Origin of the sequence: Pseudomonas sp. DC1.2, from assembly GCF_034351645.1 — a bacterium.
In the GTDB taxonomy this organism is placed as follows: domain Bacteria; phylum Pseudomonadota; class Gammaproteobacteria; order Pseudomonadales; family Pseudomonadaceae; genus Aquipseudomonas.
Genome location: NZ_CP133782.1, coordinates 632972 through 658516, shown reverse-complemented (window position 1 = coordinate 658516; position 25545 = coordinate 632972). Strand labels below are relative to the sequence as shown.

The 25545-nt window shown below is 59.2% G+C and carries 24 protein-coding genes; 7 read left to right on the top strand and 17 right to left on the bottom strand.

Annotated elements, in window-relative coordinates; all coding sequences use genetic code 11:
* Positions 1–61: 61 nt before the first annotated feature.
* On the bottom strand, positions 62–532 hold the full coding sequence (locus RHM68_RS02840) for an A24 family peptidase (protein ID WP_322220442.1): 471 nt from the start codon (positions 530–532) through the stop codon (positions 62–64).
* A 75-nt stretch (positions 533–607) separates the two neighbouring features.
* Between RHM68_RS02840 and RHM68_RS02835 the strand changes: the two genes are divergently transcribed.
* Positions 608–1054 carry a TadE family protein gene (locus tag RHM68_RS02835; protein ID WP_322220441.1) on the top strand — a complete coding sequence of 149 codons (447 nt, stop codon included), beginning with the start codon at positions 608–610 and terminating at the stop codon, positions 1052–1054.
* Positions 1051–3801: an ATP-binding protein gene (locus RHM68_RS02830; RefSeq protein WP_322220440.1), complete on the top strand. Its 2751-nt coding sequence runs from the start codon at positions 1051–1053 to the stop codon at positions 3799–3801. The genes RHM68_RS02835 and RHM68_RS02830 overlap by 4 nt, the downstream gene beginning before the upstream one ends.
* Here the strand turns inward: RHM68_RS02830 and RHM68_RS02825 are convergent.
* From RHM68_RS02825 to RHM68_RS02805, 5 genes are all read right to left on the bottom strand, one after another.
* Positions 3798–5795 (bottom strand): pilus assembly protein TadG-related protein, encoded by a 1998-nt coding sequence (locus RHM68_RS02825; protein ID WP_322220439.1) that lies wholly within the window; start codon positions 5793–5795, stop codon positions 3798–3800. The two genes, RHM68_RS02830 and RHM68_RS02825, sit on opposite strands and share 4 nt — an antisense overlap.
* A 127-nt stretch (positions 5796–5922) precedes the next feature.
* Positions 5923–6480 carry a DUF4136 domain-containing protein gene (locus RHM68_RS02820; RefSeq protein WP_322220438.1) on the bottom strand — a complete coding sequence of 186 codons (558 nt, stop codon included), beginning with the start codon at positions 6478–6480 and terminating at the stop codon, positions 5923–5925.
* 54 nt (positions 6481–6534) lie between these two features.
* Entirely contained in the window at positions 6535–7143 is a 609-nt protein-coding gene (locus tag RHM68_RS02815) for a DUF4136 domain-containing protein (RefSeq protein WP_322220437.1), read from the bottom strand.
* Between the two features lie 12 nt (positions 7144–7155).
* Positions 7156–7905, bottom strand: coding sequence for a methyltransferase domain-containing protein (locus RHM68_RS02810; RefSeq protein WP_322220436.1), 750 nt, complete (start codon positions 7903–7905; stop codon positions 7156–7158).
* Positions 7905–8207, bottom strand: a complete 303-nt coding sequence (locus tag RHM68_RS02805; RefSeq protein ID WP_322220435.1) for a nucleotide pyrophosphohydrolase — start codon at positions 8205–8207, stop codon at positions 7905–7907. The genes RHM68_RS02810 and RHM68_RS02805 overlap by 1 nt, the downstream gene beginning before the upstream one ends.
* Positions 8208–8456: 249 nt before the next feature.
* On the opposite strand from RHM68_RS02805, the gene RHM68_RS02800 reads away from it, so the two are divergent.
* The gene (locus RHM68_RS02800) at positions 8457–8750 is read left to right on the top strand and encodes a hypothetical protein (protein WP_322220434.1); all 294 of its coding nucleotides are present in this window, start codon (positions 8457–8459) and stop codon (positions 8748–8750) included.
* A 75-nt stretch (positions 8751–8825) separates the two neighbouring features.
* Positions 8826–10175 (top strand): MATE family efflux transporter, encoded by a 1350-nt coding sequence (locus RHM68_RS02795; protein ID WP_322220433.1) that lies wholly within the window; start codon positions 8826–8828, stop codon positions 10173–10175.
* Here the strand turns inward: RHM68_RS02795 and RHM68_RS02790 are convergent.
* From RHM68_RS02790 to RHM68_RS02740, 11 genes are all read right to left on the bottom strand, one after another.
* Positions 10169–11044, bottom strand: coding sequence for an alpha/beta hydrolase (locus RHM68_RS02790; protein ID WP_322220432.1), 876 nt, complete (start codon positions 11042–11044; stop codon positions 10169–10171). The genes RHM68_RS02795 and RHM68_RS02790 overlap by 7 nt on opposite strands.
* Positions 11045–11056: 12 nt before the next feature.
* On the bottom strand, positions 11057–11860 hold the full coding sequence (locus RHM68_RS02785) for a DUF4123 domain-containing protein (protein ID WP_322220431.1): 804 nt from the start codon (positions 11858–11860) through the stop codon (positions 11057–11059).
* Positions 11857–13209 carry a type VI secretion system Vgr family protein gene (locus tag RHM68_RS02780; protein ID WP_322220430.1) on the bottom strand — a complete coding sequence of 451 codons (1353 nt, stop codon included), beginning with the start codon at positions 13207–13209 and terminating at the stop codon, positions 11857–11859. Before RHM68_RS02780 ends, RHM68_RS02785 begins: the two co-directional genes overlap by 4 nt.
* A 233-nt stretch (positions 13210–13442) precedes the next feature.
* Entirely contained in the window at positions 13443–15356 is a 1914-nt protein-coding gene (gene speA, locus RHM68_RS02775; protein WP_322220429.1) for an arginine decarboxylase, read from the bottom strand.
* A 221-nt stretch (positions 15357–15577) separates the two neighbouring features.
* Positions 15578–15949, bottom strand: coding sequence for a translation initiation factor Sui1 (locus tag RHM68_RS02770; protein WP_322220428.1), 372 nt, complete (start codon positions 15947–15949; stop codon positions 15578–15580).
* A gap of 178 nt (positions 15950–16127) precedes the next feature.
* A complete protein-coding gene (locus RHM68_RS02765) occupies positions 16128–16685 on the bottom strand; it encodes an NUDIX hydrolase (RefSeq protein WP_322220427.1) in 558 nt (185 codons plus the stop codon).
* A 3-nt stretch (positions 16686–16688) separates the two neighbouring features.
* A complete protein-coding gene (locus RHM68_RS02760) occupies positions 16689–17756 on the bottom strand; it encodes a DUF2333 family protein (RefSeq protein ID WP_322220426.1) in 1068 nt (355 codons plus the stop codon).
* 134 nt (positions 17757–17890) lie between these two features.
* Positions 17891–18385: a hypothetical protein gene (locus tag RHM68_RS02755; RefSeq protein ID WP_322220425.1), complete on the bottom strand. Its 495-nt coding sequence runs from the start codon at positions 18383–18385 to the stop codon at positions 17891–17893.
* Positions 18382–18888, bottom strand: a complete 507-nt coding sequence (locus RHM68_RS02750; protein WP_322220424.1) for an Hcp family type VI secretion system effector — start codon at positions 18886–18888, stop codon at positions 18382–18384. Before RHM68_RS02750 ends, RHM68_RS02755 begins: the two co-directional genes overlap by 4 nt.
* 217 nt (positions 18889–19105) lie before the next feature.
* Positions 19106–19735, bottom strand: coding sequence for a hypothetical protein (locus RHM68_RS02745; RefSeq protein ID WP_322220423.1), 630 nt, complete (start codon positions 19733–19735; stop codon positions 19106–19108).
* Complete coding sequence (locus RHM68_RS02740) at positions 19732–20883, bottom strand: DUF2515 family protein (protein WP_322220422.1); 1152 nt, start codon at positions 20881–20883, stop codon at positions 19732–19734. Before RHM68_RS02740 ends, RHM68_RS02745 begins: the two co-directional genes overlap by 4 nt.
* Before the next feature lie 325 nt (positions 20884–21208).
* On the opposite strand from RHM68_RS02740, the gene gcbA reads away from it, so the two are divergent.
* The 3 genes from gcbA (at position 21209) to aroQ (ending at position 25531) form a co-directional block, all read left to right on the top strand.
* The gene (gene gcbA / locus RHM68_RS02735) at positions 21209–22879 is read left to right on the top strand and encodes a diguanylate cyclase GcbA (protein ID WP_322220421.1); all 1671 of its coding nucleotides are present in this window, start codon (positions 21209–21211) and stop codon (positions 22877–22879) included.
* A gap of 52 nt (positions 22880–22931) precedes the next feature.
* Positions 22932–24878: a methyl-accepting chemotaxis protein gene (locus RHM68_RS02730; protein WP_322220420.1), complete on the top strand. Its 1947-nt coding sequence runs from the start codon at positions 22932–22934 to the stop codon at positions 24876–24878.
* 200 nt (positions 24879–25078) lie between these two features.
* Positions 25079–25531, top strand: a complete 453-nt coding sequence (gene aroQ, locus RHM68_RS02725) for a type II 3-dehydroquinate dehydratase (RefSeq protein WP_201189370.1) — start codon at positions 25079–25081, stop codon at positions 25529–25531.
* Positions 25532–25545: the final 14 nt, after the last annotated feature.

Below are 25545 nucleotides of genomic sequence, written 5' to 3'. Positions count from 1 at the left end.
CTAACATTTGAAAGTAGACGTAGTTTTTGACTATGTACATAGAACCAGTGGCGCTGGGCGACTAGTGGATCCAAGCCAGGCTCAGCAGCGTGCCCACCCACACGAACGGGGCAAATGGCGGATTTTTTGACACATCAGGCTCCATATATTGAACATGCGCTCTAAGCCCTTGATGAATATGAGGCCAGACTTTTGGCGCCAGTAGCAACCAGACAATACTGGCCACGCCGGCGCCGATAAACGCGCCCAGCAGGTGATAACCGTCTGTCGCGAGCGCTAACGCTGTCATTAATTTCACATCCCCTGCTACCATGCGCCTCATCGCATAGCCGGGCAAGGTGAAGGCGAGCGCCAGCAAAAATGCCCAGCCACCCTGCTGTGCCTCAGCCCCCAGCCACGTGTTGCCGGTCCACAACAAATAGCCCAGCGCCAACGCCGCGCCCCCCAGCGTCAGCCCATTGGAGATGTGCTGCTCACGGGCATCCTGTGCCGCGCAAAGCGTCAGCCAGATCAATAGGACAAAACTCTGCATCCGCTAAAAACCGTCCGTTTTCGCTGAATGATTCTATGCTGAAATTACACAGTGACCGTCAGGGTAGACGCACTCATGAAAGCAGGCCTCCCCAAAACGCAAAAAGGCGCGGTGGCGATTGAATTCGCCCTCGTGTTCGTGATTTTTTTCGCCGTGTTTTATGGGTTGGTCAGTTACAGCCTGCCGTTGTTGCTGATGCAGTCCTTCAACGAGGCAACTTCGGAGGCGGTGCGTCGCGGCGTCGCGGTGGACCCGACCACCGCCAACTATCAAACGGTCCTGGTCAACACCGCGAACACCGCGCTGCAACAACAACTGTCGTGGATGCCCGCCCCCCTGAACCTGGTCATTGGCGTTGACACAACCACGACCTACAGCACCACCACCGGTACGCTGACCGTCAGCGTGAATTACCCCACCAGCAAATTGAATCAAGTCATCCCGTTTCTGGTATTGCCAGGGGTAGGCACCGTACCCAACTTGCCGACGACCTTAAGCGCCACATCGAGCATGCAATTTTGACATCCAGTGACAACCTCTTCGGCCGCCTGCTCAAGCGCACGCCCCTGGCCGCCGATCCGCCCGAACATATCGCTGCGCAATCCATGGGCCTGCATGTGCAGTTGGACCACGAAGGCCATGTGTTGCAAATTGCCGGACCGCTACGCCTGTTGCTGGCTCAACACGGGCCCCATGAACAGCCGTTGCACCTACACCACTATGTGTTGCCCCACAGCACGCTGCCGCTCGAAGGCCCGCCTGCCGATTGGCAGGGGCAGATGCTGGACTTGGACTTTTCCGGGCTGGGAGACCAGACGCTTCACCTGCGAGGCTGGGTTCAGCCCATGCCCCAAGGGTGGTTGTTGCAACTGATGGACATCGCCGACCTGTTACGCGAACGCCAGCAGGCGCGCAGCCGTGATGCCTGCCAAGGGATGGCCGGACAGATCAGCGAGCAGTTGCGTGCCTGTAGTCTGTCTCGATTGCCAGTGATCGTCGGCGAACAATTACACGCCATCGCCCAGCGCTGGCACCTGCCCTGCGTGGCCCTGGCGTTGCTCGACGAACAGGAACAGGGCTGGCAAATTTACCGCCAGTTCAATGCGCATGACGCCCCGTCTTTATGGCAGGACGGCCAACGATTGGGTACAAGCCTGGACAGCCTGAACGGCACCACTCTCCAGCACCTCGGAGCCCGTCATGGCCTGAATGAACACCTGCGCGTGCAGGCGATCTTCGGCAACGCCGAGGGTTTCGCCGTGCCGTACAGCGATGATCGAGGCGTCGCCGCATGGTTGCTGTGCGGTTTTTATCCGGTGCAGGAGCCTGCGCCTGGCCTGAGTGATCGCGACTGGCTGATGCTGGTGAGTGCGCTGGCCAGTCCTTTGCTCAGTCGCTTGCGTGAACAACAGCATCATCTGCAACTGGAGCGCATGGAGTCGTTGCAAGCACTGCTGGGCACCGGCTGGTGGGAGGCCTTCGATGTCAGTGACGAAGTGTTGCTGGCGCCGTCTCTGGCCAGCGCCTTGGCCTTGAACAATCCCAGGCTGGCGTTCGACGACTGGCTGTTACAGATCCATCCCACCGATCGTGAAGAACTGCGCAGCCGGCTCAAGGCCTTGCAAGAACAAGGCGAGGCGTTGACGCTGTGCGTGCGCCTGCACCGCAGCGACGCGGCACAGAACCCGCGCTGGTACAGGTTGCAGGGACAAGCGATCGGTGCCGGCGAACACCGGCGACTGGTCGGGTTCATGCTAGACATCAGCGATATCAAGAACCAGCAGCAGCAAGCCACCGCCGCGCATGCCCGGCTGGACAACCTGATCGCCAGTTCACCGGCCGTGATCTATGTGCAGCGCTATGTGGAAGGTGCGCTGCTGCCGACATTTTTCAGCGCCAGCCTTCAACCATTGCTGGGCTGGAACCTCAACGACTGCAATGCCCAAGCACTGGCGCAGCGGGTCCACCCTGACGACCGCGACCGCTATTTCGAACGCACCCGGCAACTGCTGCGCGAAGGCACAGTGCGCGCCCGCTATCGCCTGCTCGACAGCCATGGCGATTACCACTGGTTACTGGACGAAGCCAAGCTGCTGCGCGACGACCTCGGGCTGCCGGTGGAAGCTGTCGGCCTATGGCTTGACGTCACGGAAGCGACCCTGGCCGCCGAGCAGGTGAAGCACAGCGAAGAGCGTTATCGAATGCTCGTCGAAGATTCCCCTGCAATGATTTGCCGCTACCGGCCTGACCTGACACTGACCTTCGGCAACCGGCCCTTGGCAACGTATATGGAGTGCGCGCCGGAGCAACTGCCTGGGGTCAACTTGGGCAGCTGGATGTCCGATGAGCAGCGCGAAGCCTTTGTCCAGCGGATCCACCAGCTCAGCCCGGAACGGCCGGTCAACACGGCAGAAATCAGCCTGCAATTACCCGGCCGCGAACATGCATGGTGGGTCTGGTCAGATCGCGGGGTGTTCGACGAACAAGGGCAATTGGTAGAAGTGCAAGCGGTGGGCCGCGACAACACGGAGGTTCGGCGTTCCCAGCAACAACTCACGCAAAGCGCGAAAATGGCCACCCTGGGCGAAATGGCCACAGGCTTGGCGCATGAAATCAACCAGCCTCTGAACGTGATGCGCATGGCCATCGTCAATGTGCTTAAGCGCCTCGGCAATGGCGATATACAAATCGATTACCTGACCGAAAAACTCAACCGTATCGACGCGCAGGTACAGCGCGCCGCCCGTGTGGTGGACCACATGCGGGTATTCGGTCGTCGCTCGGAAATAGAACAGCACCCGTTCAACCCGGCCGATGCGATCGAAGGCACGCTGTCGTTGCTAGCCGAAGGCATGCGCGGTAAAGGCGTGGATTTACGGGTCAGCGAGATCGGTTTTACAGTCCACGTGCGAGGTTACGTGGATCAACTCGAACAGGTGCTGATCAATTTGATGGTCAACGCCCGTGACGCGTTGCTAAGCAAACGCGAGACCGACCATGAGTTAAAACCGTGGATTTCGCTCTACGCCGAGCGCGACGAACGTTATGTCCGGCTGTGGGTCGAGGACAATGGCGGCGGCATCGATGCACGTTTGCTGGAGCGAATTTTCGAACCGTTTTTCACCACCAAACCGGTGGGTGTCGGCACGGGTTTGGGGTTATCGGTGAGCTATGGCATCGTCGAGAACATGGGTGGACGTTTGAGTGTTTCGAACTCGACCGAGGGTGCCCGGTTCTGTATCGAGTTGCCGATTATCCTGGACGTTTAAATCACCAAATAAGCTACGCCGGTCTGGCCGCAAGTCATGTTGGCGCCAACGTCCACGTCCATCAGGTTGATGCCCAGATTATTGAGCAGGTTGTTCAGCAACGGATCAAGCAGTGGGCTCACAAGGTTGGTGATCAACGGCTGGAGAATAGCGCTGACGCCGTTAATAAGACTGCCGCCGCCAGCAACGGCCGCTCCCAGCGGGTTACCCCCCACCGGTTGATAGACAACCAGATTGATACCCGACAGCGTATTGGCGAGGCTGGCCACAATATTGTTGGTCGGGGCCACGGACATAATACTCGGTGGCAGTTTTAGATTCGGCGGCGTCGCGAAGGGCGTGGTACTGGAAAACACCAGATCCTGCGTGTTATTCCCGACGCTGGTATTAGCCATGATTGCGATGCCGCCGGCGGCGAAGGCGGTTCGCGCCGGCCCGCAACTGCCGACGCCTAGTACTTGGTGGCAAGTCCAGATACCGATATCGATCAGCGGCAGCGGCGTGACGGTGGGTTCGGCTAATGATGAGAAGGCGTTCACCGGGTTGATCGTGCCGAGTTTGAGGTCCGCTATCGAGCTGACGGTACGAGCGGTCAGGCTTTTGCTACCGGTGATGCCGCCGACCGGACAGCTGTAATCGGTCACATAGCTGATGGCGCCGCCAGCATCGAGGCTGATGTCGATTTCGGGCGACGGCAGCAATATTGGGTCAAGTTGTTGGCAGCCCGCGCCGAGCAGGCACGCTGCCGAGTTGAGCGTCGCCGCCAGGTTCAGGCCCAGCAGGCCGTTGAGGGTCGGGGTCAATGGCCCTACCAGTCCCAGCACCGCATTGGCCAGGCCAGGCACGCCGGTTAAGACCGGCAGGTTCACCGACAACATCGTGCGCACCTGAGCTGTGCGCACGTAAATACGATTGGGCCCCAGTGGGCTGGCCTTGGCCAGGGCCGGGTCACCGATGGCGGAGAGCTGCGGTGGCTCGATCACCTTGACCCGCACGGTCACATTGACCAGCCCCAGCACGCTGACCGGCAAAGTGGCGGCCACGGCACTGTTGGCGTTGGCCAGTTGCACCACCGCTTGCATCAGTTGCAGTAATTGAATATTGGCGTCCAGCCCCGCCGCGGCAGTGCCGGTTTGCAGTTGCAAAATATCGCCCAGTTTGACCGGGCTGGCATTGATCGCCGCCACTTGCAGATTACCCAGAGCACTGAGCACATCCGCGGTTGCTCCGTTGAGCTGGACCACCGTGGCCGCGGCCTGAATCAACTGAGTGACCGAGGCCTGGGTATTGAGCAACTGGCTGTAATTACCGGCGGTGACGTTGAGGTTGATCGCCAACTGGTTCAAATAGTCGAGCAGGTCGATGTTGGTGTTGAGCAACCCGGTCCAGCCTGCTGTCGTGAGGCTGACGTTACCCCCTAGCAACCCTGAAAACAGCGGATTAAGGATGTTTGACTGTGCCGTGCTGACGCTGACCAGCGTGCTGCGAATACTCAACTGGGCGATGCTCGACTGCGGTTTGGCCGCCACCGCACTGGCATTGAGCTGCGTGTTCAAACTGACCGACGTGCCGCTGAACAGAGCCTGCACTGCCCCGGCGAAACTGGTGGTGAGGCTGCGGCTGGCAACCACTTTAATTGCCACCGACTGAGTGGCATCAACGTTAAACGTGCGCAGGCCGGTGGGTGCAGTCAGCAGCGTGCCGCAGGTGGTGGAGAGGGTGTCATTGGCGTCAACGGTGAAGCCGTTGCGCGTTGCACTTTGACTGGCGTAACTGGCGGCGGTGAGGCCAGGAAGGCACGTACCACCGCGACTGACAGCCTCCAGCGCGGCCGTGTCGACCACGCGCTGCAATTTGCGCTGCTCCATATACAGCCGGCCCGTGTCGATCACCAGCAGCATCAACACCAGCGCCAGGCTCAGCGTCATTGCCGCCATCAAACCGATAGCCCCGCGTTGCCGGGTAGCGCCGCAAATTTGCGAACCGGGCGACATGCCGCACTCCTTTGCCGGCTCATCGCCGAGCGTTGCCTCCATTGATGAAAACAGTGTAGACGCGGCTTGCGCAGGTTGCTGGCGACCCACCTGAGCCGTTATCGAAAGCCCTTTCGGGGCGCCGTATTTATTTTGGTGGGTAGTTAGACAGAATTCGGCTCACCGTTTCACGTATCGCTGTGCTGCGATCCGTCGGGTTCGGCGAGCTGCTGAACAGTTGCTCGTCGCTGCCACGCCACACCAGTTTGCCGTCCTTGCCATCAAGCACATCAATCTGCAGGGTGGCCACTTTGTAGGTGATGTTGCGGGTTTCGTTGTACATCGGTGCGCCCCAGTAACCATTCCACGGGCCGCCCCAACCACCGCCATAGTTGGTGGTCACTTGTTGCTGGCGGTCTTCGACGATCAGGTAGGTTTGTACGTTCACATCACCCTTGGCGCCAGCCGGTGCCGGACGCAAACCTCGCTGATCCAGCTGATCGGCAACCGATTGGCGAATGCGCTGTTCGGTCAGGTCGCTGCGGATCCGTGGATCATCAGGGCGGTATTGCAGCGCAGGTTCTTTCCAGCTCCAACTGCGATAAGCCGCGAAGTCGCGGCTGGCATCAAAATCATGGTTGACCTGATTGCCCGCGCAAGCACTGAGCAGCGCGGCCATAGCCAATAGAGCGAGACGGCGGAACATGGGTTTTCTCCGGTTGAAAACATGAACCTGTGCAGTGCCTCTGAACGGCACAAACTAACTGGGAGGATACGCCGACAGGGCTTTTTCGACAGCTTCGCGGATGGCATCGGCACGCTCACTCTGCTTGCCCTGGTTGGCCGTTTCGGCGCTGGCACTCCACACCGGTTGCCCGGAGCCCGCGTCGAACAGATCGACCCGCACCACTACGACCTGTTCCTGGTAGGTGCGAACAATCGGCACTGTGTTGTACATGCCGTAGCCATTCCCGTAGCGGTTGTAACCGCCAGAGCCGCCGTAACCGTAATCGTCCTGAACCTGACGCAGACGGGTTTCCAGGTGCAGGTCGGCGCTGACGAACACGTCAGCCGGGCGATTGTCATGCAACGGACGCAAGCCACGCTGATCGAGGGCGTTGCCAACGGCTTCGGCAATCTGGGCCGAGTCCGCCCAAGCACTGCCTGGCGGCAGGCGCCCATTGAGCCAGGCCCAACTGCGATAACGTGCGTAGTCGCGCGGCGCCGCCGGGTAGGCACTGCGATCAAACGTGTTGGCCGCCTGCGGTGGTGCCGGCGGCAAAGGGTTGGACGTGGCAATGTACGGGTTGCTGCCCTCGCAGGCCGCCAACCCCAGACAGATCAGCAGTAAACCTGAACGCGCTTTCATTTCGCTCTCCGATCAAACCGGCCGGCAAATCCAGTGCAAGTAACGCCCAAGCCCGGCAAAACCTGGGTGACGGCGGTGCGCCAGTTCCATTTCCAGCAAGTCCACCAGTTCGGCGCGGGCCTGGAATTCTACCGGCATGTAGTCGTGAAAAACCCGCACCCCACTCTGGGTTTCAACCTGCCACAAGCCCTCAAGCTGCGCCGCCAGTTCCCGTGGATCAAGCGGCTGCTGCGGCGTCAGGCTCTGTTTCTCTCCGGCCATGTCATTCTTGCGCATCTTACGAAAATGGCCCTTGAGCAAGTTGCGGTAAATCAGCGCATCGCGGTTGTAGAACGCCAGGGACAACCAGCCGTCTTTCGTCGTCAGTTGATGCAATACCGGCAGGATCGCATGAGGTTCGGCCAGCCATTCCAGCACGGCGTGGCACAGCACCAGGTCGTAAGGTTCGGTGAGTTGGCCGAGCAGTTCCTGCCAGGGCGCCTGAATGAACGTTGCGGTCTGGCCGGCGTCAGCGAAACGTTGGCGGGCGCCTTCGAGCATCGGCGCCGCGGGTTCGGCCAAGGTGACGTCATGACCGCGTTGGGCCAGCCATAACGACATGTGGCCAAGACCGGCGCCGATGTCCAGCACTCGCAGCGGTCGATCAGGCAGGGTTTCGGCCAGGTCGGCCTGAAGCACCGCCAGACGGATTGCGCCTTTGGCACCGCCATAGATTTTTTCGGCGAAGCGGGTCGCCAACTGATCGAAATGACGATCCCCCATCAGCTGAACCGCCGTTCGCTGTCCGCGAGTTTGCTGCGCACCACTTCATTCATGTCCAACCCCAACTCGCTGCACATCAGTAATAGATAGAGCACGATATCGCCGATTTCCTGCCCGGCGTGGGCGAGTTTGTCTGCCGGTAACCGACGCGATTGGTCTTCGGTCAGCCATTGGAAGATCTCCACCAGCTCGGACATTTCCACGCTTGCCGCCATGGCCAGATTTTTCGGGCTGTGAAAGGGCCGCCAGTCATTGCGGTCACGGAGGGTGTGCAGGCGTTCGGTCAGTTCAACAAGGTTCATCGGGCTCTCCTGAAGGCGTATAGCTTCGTGGGGATGGCGGATGAAGGCAAGTGGCGCTGATCGTTGCCCCGCTATGCGCAGGAATCCAGCGAAGGGGCTGCGCGTCCCAAGCGTGTTCGGTAGGGCTTTGACACGCGCTAGCGTAGGAACGATCCAAACCCTCTATGCTTGCAGGGAACTCGGCACCGCGATCAATGGCCAAAGGCTCAGGTCCGGCAACCCTGCCACCTCTTTCATCAGGACACCCACATGCAGGTAGAAAGTTTCTTCGAATGGCTCGGCCAGGCAATCGGTTCGGTCATTCGCTTTATCGTCGACGGCCTCAGTGGCCTATTCACTATCCTTAGCCATGCCGGCGGCAACTTTGTCGAAGGGCTGTCCCGCGCATTGGGCATGGACACGTCGATCATCAGCATCGTCGCGTTGATTCTCGGGCTGATGCTGCTGTGGTCGGCGATTCGAGCGTTCATGAATGCATCGATCATCGCCGGGGTCATCTGGTTGCTGCTGGGCCTGTGGTTGCTGAGCTGGATCATTCACTAGCACCGTCCATTTCATAATAGGTCGCGGCGCCTGCCCGATGTGTCGCTACAATCCTCGCTCCTCCAAGGAGCCCGCATGACCAACCTGATCGCCGACTGGCGCGACCGCCCTACCCATCGCCGGGTCTGGGCGCTCGCTGCGCCGATGATTCTGTCGAGTATTTCCGTACCACTGGTGGCGCTGGTCGACAGCACCGTTATCGGGCACTTGCCCCATGCCCATCAGTTGGGTGCCGTGGCCGTTGGGGCGAGTCTGTATACATTTCTCGCGTGGGCCATGGGCTTTCTGCGCATGGGCTCCACCGGGTTCGCCGCGCAGGCAGCCGGGCGCGAAGATGGGGCTGCGCTGCGGCAGATTCTCTTGCAGGGGCTGTTGCTGTCCATGGGGCTGGCCATTCTACTCGGGGCGCTGGGCGTGCCGCTGAGCGGCGTCGCGCTGCACTTCATGCAACCCTCGGCGGAACTCGACCAGTTGACCCGCGAGTTCTTCCACACCCGGTTGTTCGGCTTGCCGGCAGCTCTGGCCAGTTATGCCTTGGTGGGCTGGTTCCTCGGGACTCAGAACGCACGGGCACCGCTGGCGATTCTGCTGAGCACTAACTTGGTGAACATTGCGTTGAACCTGTGGTTTGTCCTCGGACTGGATTGGGGGGTGGTCGGCGCTGCTCGGGCTTCGGTGATCGCCGAGTGGACCGGCGCACTGGTCGGTCTGGTCCTGACGCGCAAGGCGCTGCGGGCCTATCCCGGCCACATTGCCTGGGCCGCCCTGGCCTTGTGGCAGAGCTGGCGGCCGCTGCTCGCGGTCAACCGCGACATCTTCATTCGTAGTCTGGCGCTGCAATCGGTGTTTTTCCTGATCACCGTACAAGGCGCGCGGCTGGGTGACGCTACGGTCGCCGCCAACGCGCTGCTACTCAATGGTTTGCTGCTGACCGCCCACGCCCTCGATGGCCTGGCCCATGCCGTCGAAGCGCTGTGCGGGCATGCCATCGGTGCTCGCGACCGTAAAGCGCTGCGCCGTTCACTGGTCGTGGCCTGCGGCTGGTCGTTACTGGCAAGCGTGGGGTTTGCCCTGCTGTTTCTGTTCGCCGGACACCTGTTCATTGAGATGCAGACCAACATCCAGAGTGTGCGCGACACCGCATTCGTCTACCTGCCCTACCTCGCCGCCCTGCCCTTGATCGCCGTATGGAGCTACCTGCTGGACGGGCTGTTCATCGGTGCCACCCGCGCCAAGGAGATGCGCAACGGCATGCTGTTAACGGTGCTGCTGTTACTGCCCTTTGCCTGGGCGCTGCAAGGGTTGGGCAACCATGGGTTGTGGATAACGTTTTTGCTGTTCATGTTGCTGCGCAGCCTTACGCTGTCAGCCATCGCCTGGCACCTGCGCAAGAACGACGGCTGGTTTGCGGGCAAAGCTTATTGAGTCGGCGTGTCCCTGACGAAACCTGTCACCTCGTCCAGCACGGGCGCCAGACGACGCATGGGCCGGGACAGCGTTGCCACCAACGTCGCGTGGCTGGTGCGCGAGAAATACAAATCCTGGACCGGCACCCCGGCCTCCCGCAGTTTCTGCGCGAGCCCACCGGTGTTGCGCGTCGGATTGACCAGGTCATCATCCCTTGAGGCCATCAGCAGGGCCGGCGGAGCGCCGCGACTGACGTGATTGATCGGCTGGGACTGCGGGGGTGAGTCGGGCCAGAAAAACACCGGGCGCACGTCACGATTATTGATCGGCAAGAAGTCATACGGCCCCGCCAGGCCGATCCAGCCACTGAGGTCATGTGGCGACATGCCCACCGCGCCCAGCAACGTCGGATCGAGTGCCAGCATCGCCACGTTGTAGGCGCCCGAGCTGTGCCCCATCAAGTACAGCCGCTGGGGGTTACCGGAGAACTGCCGAATATGCTCATGGGTCCATGCCACGGCGCGGGCGCCATCCTCAAGAAACAGGGGGTAACGTACCTGCGGATACAGTCGATAGTCCGCCAGGACCGCGACGATTCCGCGGGACGCCAAGGCCTCGCCGACAAAGCTGTAATCGCTACGTGAACCGCTGTTCCAACTGCCGCCATAAAAGAAAACCACCACCGGGGCGTTTGCCATCGGATGCCGGGGCACATACACATCGAGTTTTTGCCGCGGATCACTGCCATAGGAAATACCCTCCGTCTTGTCGAAGGAGCCTTGCGGAGTCAGCGCATTGAGCATTTTCAGCGGTGAACACGCGGTCAACGCAGCCAACACCACCCCACCTGCTACCAAACTGAACAACCGCCAAATCCTGTTCGCCATCAATGTAAGACCTCATGTTCGGGGTTGATCGTTCTGCCACCCAATGCGCAGTCTTTCGAGGCGTTCCAGTGGGGTTTGTCCGGGCAGCGATTGCATCAGTTCAGCTTGGGGATACTGCAAGCGTAGCCACAACCAGTCATCCAGTACCGTTCGCTCACTGAATCCTTGCGCCAGGCCTTCCTGAAGATGGGACCACAGGGCAGCGTAATCGGTCCCTGTCGATCGACTCCAGTGACAGGCATGTTGCTCAAGCACACAGGTTTGCAATTTTTCCCGCTGACCGGCGCTGAGGTTTTCTTCAATCGCCAACGGACTGACCGCCAGCCCGGGATTGTGCAACTGCTGCCAGCCCTGACTGCCGATGGCCTGATCGGCCCAGGTTCCGCCGAACCAGCACAACTGCCTGATCGGCCCCAGCCAGCGACTCAGCTCAAGCGCATCGCAGGCATCAAAAAAATAACTCGCGGTGTGCGGGTTGTAATAGCTCAACAGGGCTCGGTGATGCAGGCCAAAGGTCACGGTCAGCATGCGGCGCAAATGCTCCAGCAGTGGCAGCGACGGCGCCTCGCTGACCATCAGCAATCCACGCCATGCCTCTGGCTCGCTGAAGCATAGGTCGGCGAGTACCGGGCAGGTGCGCAAATCCACCAGCAACGGCCCATGTTCACGCACGGCGTGCCACTCGGTGCCCTCGAACAGCCAATAGCCTCGGGCATGGGCAAACTCGCGGCGTAACCGGGCCGCTGCCTGCGCAGTTCCCGGCACATCCAGCAACACCCATTGCGCGACAGGGTCACGTGCCTGGAGGGAAATCATGCGACACCACTCTGACCGAGTTGCGTTGCCGCCCGACAGACACAGACGGCCTGCACGCAATGATTGAAACTGCCTCCGCCGGGTAGCAGGCACAGCAGCACCAAGGGCTCACTCGCACGCAGCAGGCCCAGCAGGCCCAGCCCCTCATTTTCTAAACTGACGGGCAACGGGGCGCAAGTCGGCGGTTTGTCGAGCGATGACATGCGGTGAAAAACCCCGGTGATCAGTGGCTGATCCGGATCACCCTCAATGAAATTCACCACCACTTCGCAGCCTGCCGCCAGTGGCGATACACCGTCGTTGCACAGTGAAGGCGCCAAAGACAGCCAGCAGTGGCTCGGCCTAGCGCCTTCACCCTGGTAGAGCCAGTCAAACTGCACGGCAACCGGCCGGGAGGGATCGGGTGGCGACTCATCGACCTCTACCACCCATGCCCTTTGCAGGCTTTGCATGTCGGGCTTCGCACCCACAAACGGGGTGAGGAATGAGGCGCCCCAAGGCACGGCATAAATTCGGTTGTGATAGGCAGGCCTCAACCCCGCGTCCGCTTGATGCTCGACTCGGGTGAGCAGCCAGAGAGCGTTCCACTCGGAACACGGATGCCCGGATAACCCCATTACCCGACCGCTGCGCAGGGTCTCCAGCCCCGTCTGGCCTTCGGCAACCTGCGCGATTTGCGTGGCTTGCGCCTCCAGACAATCGGTTTGCGTGCGTTTCTGCACGTTGAACCGGCACAGGTCGCCGTCCTTGCTCGCGGCCTGAAAGAGCAACGCGTCACCCAGGCAAAAGGCTCTTTCGCCGTCGCCGAAGACCAGGCAGTGCCCACGCAGACGATGTTCGAAGTAGTAATGAAGCCGCTCCTCGGCACACAACCGCTGGAGAAACTGCAAATCCGACTCCCGGTACTGTGTGCAGAAATCACGGGGAGGGTAGTCGTTCGTCAGCTCAAACCGTCGGTCCTTGCCCGCAATACCGTGTTCCCTGAGCACCTGACTGAGTATCTGCGGTACGGAGCGTCCGCTGAACACGCGCTGAGTGAAACGCTGGGATAAAGAAGCCAGTGCTGGCTCCAGTCGCACTCGGCAAAGCCCGGCGCTGGCGCCATGCGCTCGCTGGACGAGTTCATACAAGTGTCCGTGAATACCATTTCCCGCGGCACCGAAATGCAAGAACGCCGGGCGGTACAGCAAACTTGCGAGGTCGAGCGTCAGGTCATTGATCAGCAAATCCACATCGAACAGGAACGGTTCGCTGATGGCTTCACTACCGGTAAAGGCCAAGACCTCAAAGGGGTCAGGCAGACCCGCTATATCCAGACGAAATGAAGGCTCGTTGACTGGATCGAACATCGGCGATTCTCTACAGGAGGGACGGCCGGAGATTCTCGCTGAGAGACAAGGCTGAGTAGAGTGCCGAAGTACAACTTAGGAAATGACCTACACAAAAAGAGGACCGCATCACTTTAATAGTTTGCGATGCCAGGTATTTCATTGAAAAAAAAAGAGGTATCGCATCAGGTTCTCTGAAATTTCCGCAGCAAACGGTACATTTTCAGACAACCCGATGAGAACAAAAACCTATCTCAAGAAGACAGGTAAGACGAGCGGGTCAGGCCCAGACGCAGCGCGTCGAGGAACTGGGTTCGCTCAGCAGGTGTAATGCGTGCACTGGCGCACTTGTCGCGGTAGTGAGTCATCAGCTCTTCCGGCGACAAATGCACGTAGCGCAGCATGTCTTCGATCGTGTCGTGGGTTTCAATACCGGCGTGATACACACTGCCGTCGGCGTTCTGATAGATGTTGACCGAGTCAGTGTCACCGAACAGGTTGTGCATATCGCCCAGAATTTCCTGATAGGCACCCACCAGGAAGATTCCCAACAAATAGTCTTCGCCGTCGTTCAATCCGTGTACCGGCAGGCTGGTTTCGATGCTCTGCTCATCGACGTACTGCTTGATCTTACCGTCGGAGTCGCACGTAAGGTCTTGCAGCACCGCACGGCGCATCGGCTCTTCGTCGAGACGGTGCAGCGGCAGGATCGGCAACACTTGGCCGATGGCCCAAGTATCCGGCAAGCTCTGGAACACCGAAAAATTGCAGATGTACTTGTCGGCGAGCTTGTCGTTGAGTTCGTCGAGCACCTGACGGTGGGAGCGCTGACGGGCCTTCAATGAGTTATGCAGGCGGCGGCACACGGCGAAGTAGCACTGCTCGGCCAAGGCTTTTTCGGCCAGGGTCAACTTGCCATCGGCGTACTGGGTGGCGATGTCGCTCATGTAGTGAGTGGCGCGCCAGTAGGTCTCGGTGACCATCTCGATGTCAGTGGGGCCCAACAGATCGACCAGCCACTGCACGGTTTCCGGCAGTTCTTCCTTGTTATCGATCTGCGGCACGTCGTCGTTATGTTTCTCAACGTCGGTCACCTGGACCACCAGCATGGCATGGTGGGCAGTCAGGGAGCGGCCGCTCTCGGAGAAGATATTGGGGTGCGGCAGGTTCTGCGCATCGCAGAATTCCTTGAGCATCCCAACCACGACACCGGCGTAGTCGTCCATGTCGTAGTTGATCGAACTGGCGTTACGCGAATGCGTACCGTCGTAGTCGACACCCAGACCGCCGCCGACGTCGATATGGTCCACTGGCAGGCCAAGGTTGCGCAGTTCGCCGTAGTAGCGGATCGCTTCCTTGAAGCCGTGCTGGTAATCCGCCAGGTTGGCAATCTGAGACCCCATGTGGAAGTGCAACAGGCGAATGCCTTGATCCAGACCCGCCGCGCGAAAGCGCTCGACTACCGACAGCAACTGCGCCGCCGACAGGCCGAATTTGGATTTTTCGCCACCCGTGTCAGCCCATTTGGACGACGCCAGGGACGACAGACGGACGCGCAGGCCGACCTGCGGCTTGACCTTGAGCGCCGCCGCTTCCTCGATCACCAGACCGACTTCGGATTCTTTCTCGATGACGATGAATACGTTGTGACCCAGCTTCTGCCCGATCAAGGCCAGGCGGATGAACTCGCGGTCCTTGTAACCGTTGCAGACGATGGTGCCGCCCTTGGGCGCCAAGGCCAACACGGCGAGCAGCTCGGGCTTGGAGCCAGCTTCCAGACCGATGGACACGTCCTGGGTGGCAATGATGTTTTCAATCACCGCTTCTTGCTGGTTCACCTTGATCGGGTACAGCGCGGTGTACTTGCTCTGGTATTCCAGACGTTCGATGTTCGCATCGAAAGCGCCGGTCAACTGACGCACGCGGTCTTGCAGGATATCGGGGAATCGCACCAGCAATGGCAAGGACAAGCCGCTTTTACGCAACTGGTCGACTTGCTCGAACAGGTCGATAGGCGAACTGGTCGGACCGTTCGGACGAACTTCGACGCGACCGGCGTCACTGATCGCGAAATACCCGGCCCCCCAATGGCGAATCCCGTAAACGCTGCGGCTGTCCGCAACTGTCCATTGGCTGCCATCGTCTTTGCGTGTGCGTCTTACGGACATTGAAGTCCCCTATAAAGAAGTCATAAAGCGTCGCCTGGGTTCAGGCCGGCGCAGTCTAAAGGATAAAAATGACGATTAGTCTGCGACGAGGGGATAGACCCCGGTTGCAGCGCTGAGTTTAGAAACCGGTCAAAACAGGCTCTGTGAAAACCATGTAGACGACGCCAGGCCAAAATAGAGTCAGGACTGGATCAAGCCGAGGGTGGTTTTCACAGAGGCTGCTAGCCGCCGGACTTCTTCGCTTTGAAACCCTGCTTGATCAGTTCCGCCAAGAGTAGCTCGACATGATCGCCCTGGATCTCGATGATCCCGTCTTTCAACGCACCCCCCGTTCCACAACGCTTCTTCAACGCAGTGGCCAGGTCTTTGAGCGCATCTTCTGCCAACGGCACGCCGGTGATGGTCGTCACCGTCTTGCCACCACGGCCCTTGCTTTCGCGGCGCACACGAGCGACGCCGTCGCCGGCCGGGATAATGGTCTGCTTGCAGACGCAGGCGTCCACCGGTTTGCTGCAATCGGGGCAGTGACGACCTGCGTCAGTAGAAAATACCAGGCCACCAAGGGCGGCGAAGGATGCGGCTTTTTTGGCCACCGGCAATCCTCTTGGGAGGACAAAGACTGATCGCGGCAACTGGGGCAGATGCCATCGACCGCGAAGCCCCACTCAGGCAGGGGCAGCGCTACTGCACCGTACATTGACGGTCCAGTTTTAAAAGGTCGCGCAGTGTAACGGCAAAAAGCCGACTTGCTAAGAGCCAATCGGCGCCAATTTATGCCTCTTTTGCGACGTGCTGTTCACGCGCTCGAAGATAGCGCTTCAACGCGGCCAGAGAGTCCGGGCAATAAGGCTTGTGCGTGATTTCCTGCATGACTTGATCAATGGTGACAAAGCGCGCCTCGAGCACTTCTTCAGGCTGAAGGACCAGAGGCCCGTCCCACACGGCCGAAAACGCCGAACACCACAGGCGATTACCAGTGTCTTCAAAGAAGAAATGGTCATGAGCCGTCAGCTCAACACCGCTCACCCCCAGTTCCTCTTCCAGCTCACGGGCCGCCGATTCGGCGTAGGTCTCGGTCGCAAGCACCATGCCTCCCGCGGCCACATCCCAAAAACCGGGATAGATGGCTTTGCTCAAGGTACGTCGATGCACGCACAGCTCACCGACCGAATTGAACAGCATGATGTAGGTGCCGCGCCCGATCAGCCCGCGCTCGCGCAGGTCACTGCGCACCAGGGCGCCGAGCAGATTGTCCTGCTCGTCGACCCAAGCGATCTGTTCGGCGTCGGAGGCTGCGCGGTGTGCGGCCTCTCGGGTGTTATCGGTCATGGCTCAACCTTGATTGAGCAACTGACGCAGATCGATCACTGCGGCGTTCGCCCGGGAGATGTAATTAGCCATGACCAGCGAGTGGTTGGCGAGGATGCCGAAGCCGCTGCCGTTAAGGATCATCGGGCTCCAGACCGGCTGTTGCGACGCTTCCAGTTCACGAATGATCTGGCGCACGCTGACCGTGGCGTTCTTCTTGGCCAGCACATCGGCAAAATCGACCTCGATAGCCCTTAGCAGATGGGACAACGCCCAAGCCTGGCCACGCGCTTCGTAGAACACGTTATCGATTTGCAACCACGGGGTTTCGACGATTTCTTCGTCAACTTGCGGCACCTGACCTGGAACCACGACTTCGGTTTTCAGCGACGTATTGAGTTTGACCCGACCAACACTCGCCGACAGCCGTTGCGACAGCGAACCCAAGCGGGTGCCGACATCGCCCAACCAGTTGTTGAGGTTGTCAGCGCGAGCGTAGAACAAGGCATTTTTCTGCGCAGGGTCGGACAGGCGCGCCTGATAGCGGCTCAAGGAATTGATACCTTCCTGATACTCCGACTCACTGGACGGCAAAACCCAGCTCTTGTTATCGAAGTTGAAGCGTGGCTCGGCCTTGGCCAAATCGGTATCTTCTGCGGATTGCGACTGCGAACGGGCAAAGTCTTTACGCAAAGCACGCGTCAGGTCACGAACCTGGACCAGCACCCCATATTCCCAGCTCGGCATGTTGTCCAGCCATAGGCCCGGCGGGAAACGGTCGTTGGAAATATAGCCGCCCGGCTTGTTTAGCAACGTGCCAGCCACGGCTTTGAGGGTTTCTACCGTGGTGTACCCGACGACCATCTGTCGACCGTCTTTCTCGGCGGCCATCTGGGCGTTCTGCTGGACCGGAAATAGCGCAGGCTCCTCGCTCCAGTAAATGCCCAGGCCAATGGTCAGTAACAGATAAAGGCCAATCAGAGTGGCCAGTGCCCGACTGAACAACAGGCCACCAAAGTAACTGCGGGTGGCCGATTTCGGTTCAGCGGCACGTTCAGGCGCACTGCCCGCGCGGTTCTTCCAGTCCAGCATGGCGATATCCTTTCAATCACTTGAGTTCGTCGATTCGACCACAACCATACAACAACGTGCCTTTGGCCGGCACCCGCCGTAGGGGTAATCCTGAAAAATTACCGACTCACTGGCCGCAATGGATGCCAATGAACTCAAACGTCCATGCTCGCGCTAGCGCCTATGACCTCCATGGAAATTTGCCGCACTTCGTCCGGCGTAAAAAGATGAGCAATGCCTTCACCATCGGTAGAGCGCTGGACGGCCTGCCCGTCCAAGGTCGCGATGTAACGCTGCCGCTCCAGCGGTTCCCCCGTTACGCTGTCAACGAGACGGAAAATCCTTGGAGATCGTGAGGGCTGGACGGGCGGATTCTTCATCAACAGCATGATTTTTTGATCAAAGGTCCGCACCGGCATCACCCAGTCACCGTAGTCAGCTTCAGGCTTGATCAAACACCACTCACCGCGCTCAACCTGATCAAGCACCTCGCTGTCGATATCGATCAGCAAGCCAGCACGCAACTCGTCGAGGCCTGCGATGGGTGGGTGATCGTGCAAGGCCTGGCGAACATGTTCCACGGCTTCCTCGCTGGAATACGCCTGCTGGCGTTCCCAAGCGCACAGCTGGAACGTATTGATCAGCCTCATGCCTGTGCCTCGGTACTCCACTCATCGGAACCCATGGTCCGGCTGATTTCATGCCGCCAACAGATGCGCCGGTAACTGAAGTGGACCTTTTCCAGCTGAGTCAGGTGAGCGGTGCCGGGGTCCTGACAATGCGGCATGAGTATTTCGGCGCCGATGATCACCGCGTCCTCCAGCTCCATCGTGTAGAAATGTTCCTGCGTGCCGTGAGCCGAGGTGCGATACCACTCGACACGACACTTACTGAGCAGCTCCCCGGAACACAACGCGATATTGATCAGCGGCGAAGACTTGTCGATCGCCTTGGTGATGATCAAGGGCTTGTGCATCCGGCAGCCCGCGCCCGAACCTCTGGGTACAAAAATGCCATGGCTCAGGGCCTGAATCATGATCTGGTCCTCACGCCCCAACTGGTAAATGTTACCCACCGATGCTTCGGTGAAGGCGCCGGCGCTAATAAGACCTTGTGTTTCACCAAGGAGAGTCATGAAGGCAGGGGTTGGCATGGCGGGGTTCCTTGTTACTGGGGTTGGAGGCTAAAAATCACGGGATCGGCTTGGTCTTCGATTTCATCGACAGGTACCCAGGGTTTAGCGAGTGCCAGGCTGATGAAGCAGCGTTCTTCGGTGGGATATCCGGGGGCTTTGAGTCGTCCCAGACGCAGCAGCGTCTGATATTGGTCGCCCACCATTGGGGTGGCGGGATCGCAGGCTCACTCCCGGCTCACTCATCAGCATCGAAAGATGTCCACGGCTTGCCTATCGAGAGGGTAATCAGATAGCGCTCTTCGTTAGGGCGCTTGTCGTCCTTAAAACGGTTCATGTACATCGCAACCTGGTATTTTTCACCCGCCTTCCAGTAGGTTTTTCCGTCCAGGTTTACGTCTTGTAACCGCGTCCGCCATGCCGGTGTGTCGGCAAAGGGCGGATAGATTCTCGGTCCGGCAACCCGCCATCCGCCCTGACGCCACTGCTCCTGCAAATCCAGCGCAACCTTCAAGGCATCATCGAGCAACAGCGGCTCGACTTGGGGGGACATGCGGATGCTTCTAATCACGTTGTCGTCAAATCCAACAGCGAAAAAGCGCGCCAGGGGCGTAACGAATGCGTACTGCGGGTCGATGAAACGCAATCGCGCATCGGTCGCGGGAATACCGGACCAGGAATGCCCGCGTATCAACGGGCTAAAGGAAGCGGAAGAACGCTTGTGCAGGTCTTCGTAGGTACCGCCCATTTCCAGAGCGATTTCAGGATCATCCGAGAGCACGTCAATTGCCCAACACACCGCGAACACACTGAAAATAATCAGCAATGCCTGCCGCCAACCTCGCCCCGCGAGCCACGACAAGGTCATGACTGCCCGCCCCCCGCCGCAATCTCCCGAATAGAGTGTTCCAACGAAGACTGGTTTGCGTCCCGCAACATCTCGTCGAAGCGGGCTGCAGCCCGCAGCACAAAAGGCATTCGTTGATTGATGTCCGACAAGTCTGCCAGCGGGTGGTTATCAAAACCAATGGTGCGGCCATCCTCAACACGCTGGCATTGGCTGGTGAGCGTCAACTCGATTGCCTGGGCCACGCCGGAAGGAAAACCGGTCACGTAGGAGGCATGGTTGCCACGCAGCAAGGCCACCAATTGGCGGTCCTTGTAAATTGCTGGCTGGAGGATGTTGTACTGCTCGTGCCACGCGAGAAGCTCCACGCTGCCGGCCAGATCACCGGACTCTAAAGCCGCAAAGGCTTGCAAAACCTCGGTGTAATCTCGCCCAAAAGTGAGCTTCCCTTGGCCGACCGGCCAAAGCACCGGGAACGTCGGATGCCCGTAAATTCCCGCTCGCGCGCCTAGGCACTGATCCAGTTCCTTGAACCCGCGCTTGGCATAAAAGGCGTGCAGCGGAAAAACATCCAGAAACAAGGTGGTATTACCCAACGCCATCATGTCGTGTACGTGGCGCAATTGTTGTTGCACCAGCGACAGATCTTCCCCTGCTGAGTGGAGATCCAAAGAGGGGAAAGGATTGCGTGCAGCCGCGTCCTTATAGTCGCGCATTGCCTCGGCATGCTCAGACTTCCGGCCGGGCGTATGCAGGCCGAGACCACGTCGTTGGCCAAGCATACGCTGCCGAGTATCACGCTCGTCGCGAATACGTTCGACGCTGTCTGCCGCATGCAGCAATCCGCAGCCGACCTGTTTGGAGGCAAATGCCGCCAGCGCGGCCCATTGAAATCGCGGATCGTGTAGCCACAATCGAGCGTAAGCAGCATTAATCGCTCGATTACGTGCCAGCGAATCGACGATCAATATCCCATTCGGTGCAACAATCTCCTCTGCCTCGCGCTGGTAGTGACGCCAGAGGCCTGAGCACGTAAGAATCGGCACATCAGTGACCAAGGTTTTACTGCCATAAAGCCGCACTTCTTTGCATTCACAGTCAGCCACAGGGGTGCTGTTGTGGCTAAGGCGCTGTTTATCGCAAGGTTGCTCTTTGAAACACAGGGTCATGATTAGTGAACGGCTTCCAGGGGAGTCCCTGAACCCTAACAGCGGCAACGCCAGTCCGAATCATGCCGAAGGAAAATCAGAATTGCCTGACGGACAACACTCTCAAGAGGTAAGGATATTGCGTTGAAACCAATAGGAACGGTCCTGCAACACTCTACGTGCCAGGATCAGTCCGCCAGCGGCCTATTAAACAATACCTGCCAGTCACAAACTGAATGATGTCGCTTTACATATTATTGATATACGACACTCATACGACCGAAAAGAACTGCTAGCATAGAGCCACCAGTCGATCTCAGCATGCACCCTAACTAGTAGTCAGGATATGACCGAGCCAGAAGACCCCAGCCGTGAGCGCCTCAAGCACCATTTTGCCCAGCGGGTAATTCATCAAGCACGTCAAATTCTTGAGATATGGCAGCGCCTGCAACGCAGTGAGTGGTCCACCACCGATTTGTCCGAACTGAGCGAGGCTAACCTGCGCCTGCTGCGCTTTGCCGAGCGCTTCGAACAACCGGAACACTGTCAACTGGCGCGCCATATCGGCCAATCGCTAGAGGCCGTGGACGCTAATCGCGGACGCTTGAGCAGCGGCCTGATCACCGACCTTAATCGCTTGATGCAGCGCCTGTCCCGCACCGGTCTGCGCCATGGCGATCATCTTGATCAAACCTTCCTGCCGCCCCTGCGCAAGCCAATCTACGTGATGCTGCAGGATCATGACCGTGCCGAGCGCCTGGCCAAACAACTGGAGTTCTTCGGGCTCAGCGCCCAGTCCCTCGACAGCGTCGCAGCATTTCGCGCCTCAATGGTCGAGCGCCTGCCAGCTGCAATCGTCATGGACGTGGACTTCAGCGGCACGGGGATTGGCCTGAAACTGGCTGCCGAAGCCCAGGTTGGTCTGGACGAACCGTTGCCGCTGCTGTTCTTCAGCCTGCATGAAACCGACACCCCTACCCGACTCGCCGCCGTGCGCGCCGGTGGCCAGGAGTTCCTCACCGGCACCCTCGAAGCCTCGAGCCTGCTGGAAAAAATCGAAGTCCTGACCTGCGTCGCCCAGTACGAACCTTATAAAGTGCTGATCATTGATGACTCACGAGCCCAGGCCTTGCACACCGAGCGCCTACTGAATAGCGCCGGCATCGTCACCCGAACCTTGATTGAACCGATCCAGGCCATGGCCGAACTGGCGGATTTTCAGCCTGACCTGATCATTCTCGACATGTACATGCCCGCCTGCACCGGCACCGAATTGGCGAAAGTTATCCGCCACAATGATCGTTACGTCAGCGTACCGATCATTTACCTGTCGGCCGAAGACGATCTGGATAAACAGCTCGACGCAATGAGTGAAGGCGGCGACGACTTCCTGACCAAGCCGATCAAGCCACGACATCTCATCACCACCGTGCGCAACCGTGCAGCTCGGGCGCGTAACCTCAAAGCAAGAATGGTTCGCGACAGCCTCACCGGTTTGTACAACCACACCCACATTCTGCAACTGCTTGAGGACTGCACGTTCCGCGCCCGCCGTGAGAACAAGCCACTGAGCTTTGCGATGCTCGACATCGACCATTTCAAACGAGTCAACGACAGCCACGGCCATCCGATGGGCGACCGGGTGATCAAAAGCCTGGCGCTGTTCCTCAAGCAACGACTGCGCAAAACTGACTTCATTGGCCGCTACGGCGGTGAAGAGTTCGCCATCGTCATGCCAGACACCGATATCGAATCGGCCCACAAGGTACTCGACGAAATCCGTCAGCGCTTTGCCGAGATTCACTACCCGGCCCAGCCACAAGATCTTTGGTGCACATTCAGCGCCGGGGTCGTGGACCTGCGCGAAGACTCCGACAGCCTGATGATGGCCAGCCAAGCGGACGAGGCGCTGTACCGCGCCAAAGATGCGGGACGCAACCGCGTACAGGCGGCTAGGCAATCAAAGCAAAGTGCCACCTTTTCACCGGAATCCACTGGTTCGGTCATAACGCTGTAACACAAACGCAATAAATTCAGGCGCTTACCATTCTGCCGTTGGTAGACCCTTTATGCGCCTGAAGCTGCTGACCAACCTCAACACCCTCCTGCTCGTCGCCGTGTGCGTGGCCCTCAGCGTCACACTCTGGTGGTCACAAAAAGCCCTGGAGCGGCCCTATCTGCTGATGGAACGTTACCTCAGTCTGTCTCAGCAGTTTCAAAATCAAGTGGCGCGCAACGTCGAGGACTACTTGTCCAGTGGCGATGCCTTGCGCCTGAGCAGCGCCAGTCAGGCGATAGATGGCTTGCAGCAGGAACTCAGTGAACTGCCGACAGCATTGGGCGACACCTTGCGCCCGAGCCTGTCGAGCCTCGAAACGTTCAGCAAAACCGATCTGCTGGCCGCCGGCAAACTCGCGGGTGACCCGCAAGCGCTGCTGCTGCAAGCCGAGCGAGAATTGGGCGCCAGTCTCGATCAACTCAGCCAGTACGCCATCAGCAATGGTGCGTACCTGACACCGTTACTCGCCGCGTCCCAACACTTGGGCAAACTGTCCCTGGCCCGAGACAAACTGGTCAGTAGCGGTCGCAGCGAACTGGCCGCCGATGTCGAGCGCGAAGTGGCCAGCATTCGCTCTCAGGCCGAACAACTGGACGCCCTGCCGCTGCTAGGCGTCAGCGCGAGCACCGAATCGAACACCGGTGATTTCGCGGCAATGATGGGCCTGGAGAATACCGAGAAAACCCTTACCGAAGACGCCGGAGTGGGTCTTAAGCGCGAACTCAATAACTTGCTCACGCGCTACCCAGCCGAGCTGAGCCGCACTCGCGAGCAGATTCAAAAGCGCGCCGACCTCAGCGCTGCAACTCACCTTAAAATCACCGCCGTACAGCAGGCCATCGCTGGCCTGGAACCGGTGGTACGCGCCCAACACGGGCAGATACAGAGTGAAGTTCGGCTGATTCAGGGGGTGATGATTGGCCTGATACTGCTGATCGCCCTGCTGATCGATACCTTGCAGCGGCGCCTGGCACGGACGCTGACCAATCTGGCACCGGCGCTTTCAACTTGGGCCGAGGGCGACTTCAGCCGGGATATTCAACTGGGCGCGACCAATCGCGAACTGCACGACATTCAAGCGTCGCTCAATCGCTTGCGCGCCTATTTGGTGGACTTGGTGGGGACCATTCGCCTCAACGCTGAACAGGTCGCCGGCAGCAGCCGCACCCTGGCAGAACTGAGTAATGATCTGCACAGCGGCGCCGAACATCAGGCCGGTGATACGGCATTGATACGCGATTCCCTCGGCGAACTGGAAGCCACCATTCAACAAGTAGCCGGCGATGCCAGCCACGCCGCCGAAGCCAGTCGCAACGCAGGACTGGCGGTAGAGCAAGGCCAGAAGGTGATCGGCCTGAGCCTCACAGGGCTGCATGCGCTGGTCGGTGAAGTGCAGGGCAACGCGCAGATGATCGAACACTTGGCCGAGGAGTCGGCCACCATCGGCGGCGTGCTGACGGTGATTCGCTCGATCGCCGACCAGACCAACCTGCTGGCACTAAACGCAGCCATTGAAGCCGCCCGAGCCGGAGAAATGGGCCGAGGCTTTGCAGTAGTGGCCGAAGAAGTCCGCTCACTGGCACAACGCACCGCCGGCGCCACGGCCGAGATCCAGACCTTGATTGCCGGGCTGCAAACGGCGGCCCGGCAATCAGTGGAAGGCATGCGCGCGCAAGTCGAACACGCCGAGGCCACGGCCAATCAGGCCCAAGCAGCCGACGGCGCACTCGATAAAATCGTTGGAGCGATCCAGACCATTGCTGACACCGCCGCGCGCATCGCCGACGTCACCGCCCAGCAGAGCGGCGCCGTCAGCGAAATCCGCGATCACAGCGAGCGGATTCACCAATTGGGAGGAAATAACTTGCTACGCATCGGCAAGGGGCGCGAGCAAGGGGAGCACTTATTGGTGTTGGGTGGACGTTTGCACACGGCTGTTCAAGCATTCCGCGTCTGACACACCGCTTTCGTGATCAATGCGGCCTACTTCGCCGAACGTGTTGCGAAGGCAAATGACCGGATTTAATCACCCAGTCACATAATTCGCGCAAACATCGCCCATCGTGTTGGCTATTGCATAGAACTGGACAGTCATAAACGCTTTGCGGCATAGTCGCCGGGTTCTGACAATTGCACACAGATAACAAGGAACAGCGGATGGCTACGCTACTGGTTCTGCACGGACCCAACCTGAACTTGCTCGGCACCCGTGAACCGGGCACCTATGGCGCTACGACACTGGCGCAGATCAACCAGGACCTGGAACGCCGTGCGCGTGAAGCCGGCCATCATTTGCTCCATCTGCAAAGCAACGCCGAGTACGAATTGATCGACCGCATTCACGCCGCGCGCGGCGAAGGTGTGGACTTCATTCTGATCAATCCAGCAGCTTTTACACACACAAGCGTCGCATTACGTGACGCGCTGCTGGCGGTGAGCATCCCATTCATCGAAGTGCATTTGTCTAACGTGCACAAACGCGAACCTTTCCGCCATCACTCTTACTTCTCCGACGTAGCGGTGGGAGTGATCTGCGGCCTTGGCGCCAGCGGTTATCGACTGGCCCTGGAGGCCGCCCTGGAACAGCTTGAAAGACAGGCAACAGCTTGAACAACAAGCGTTAC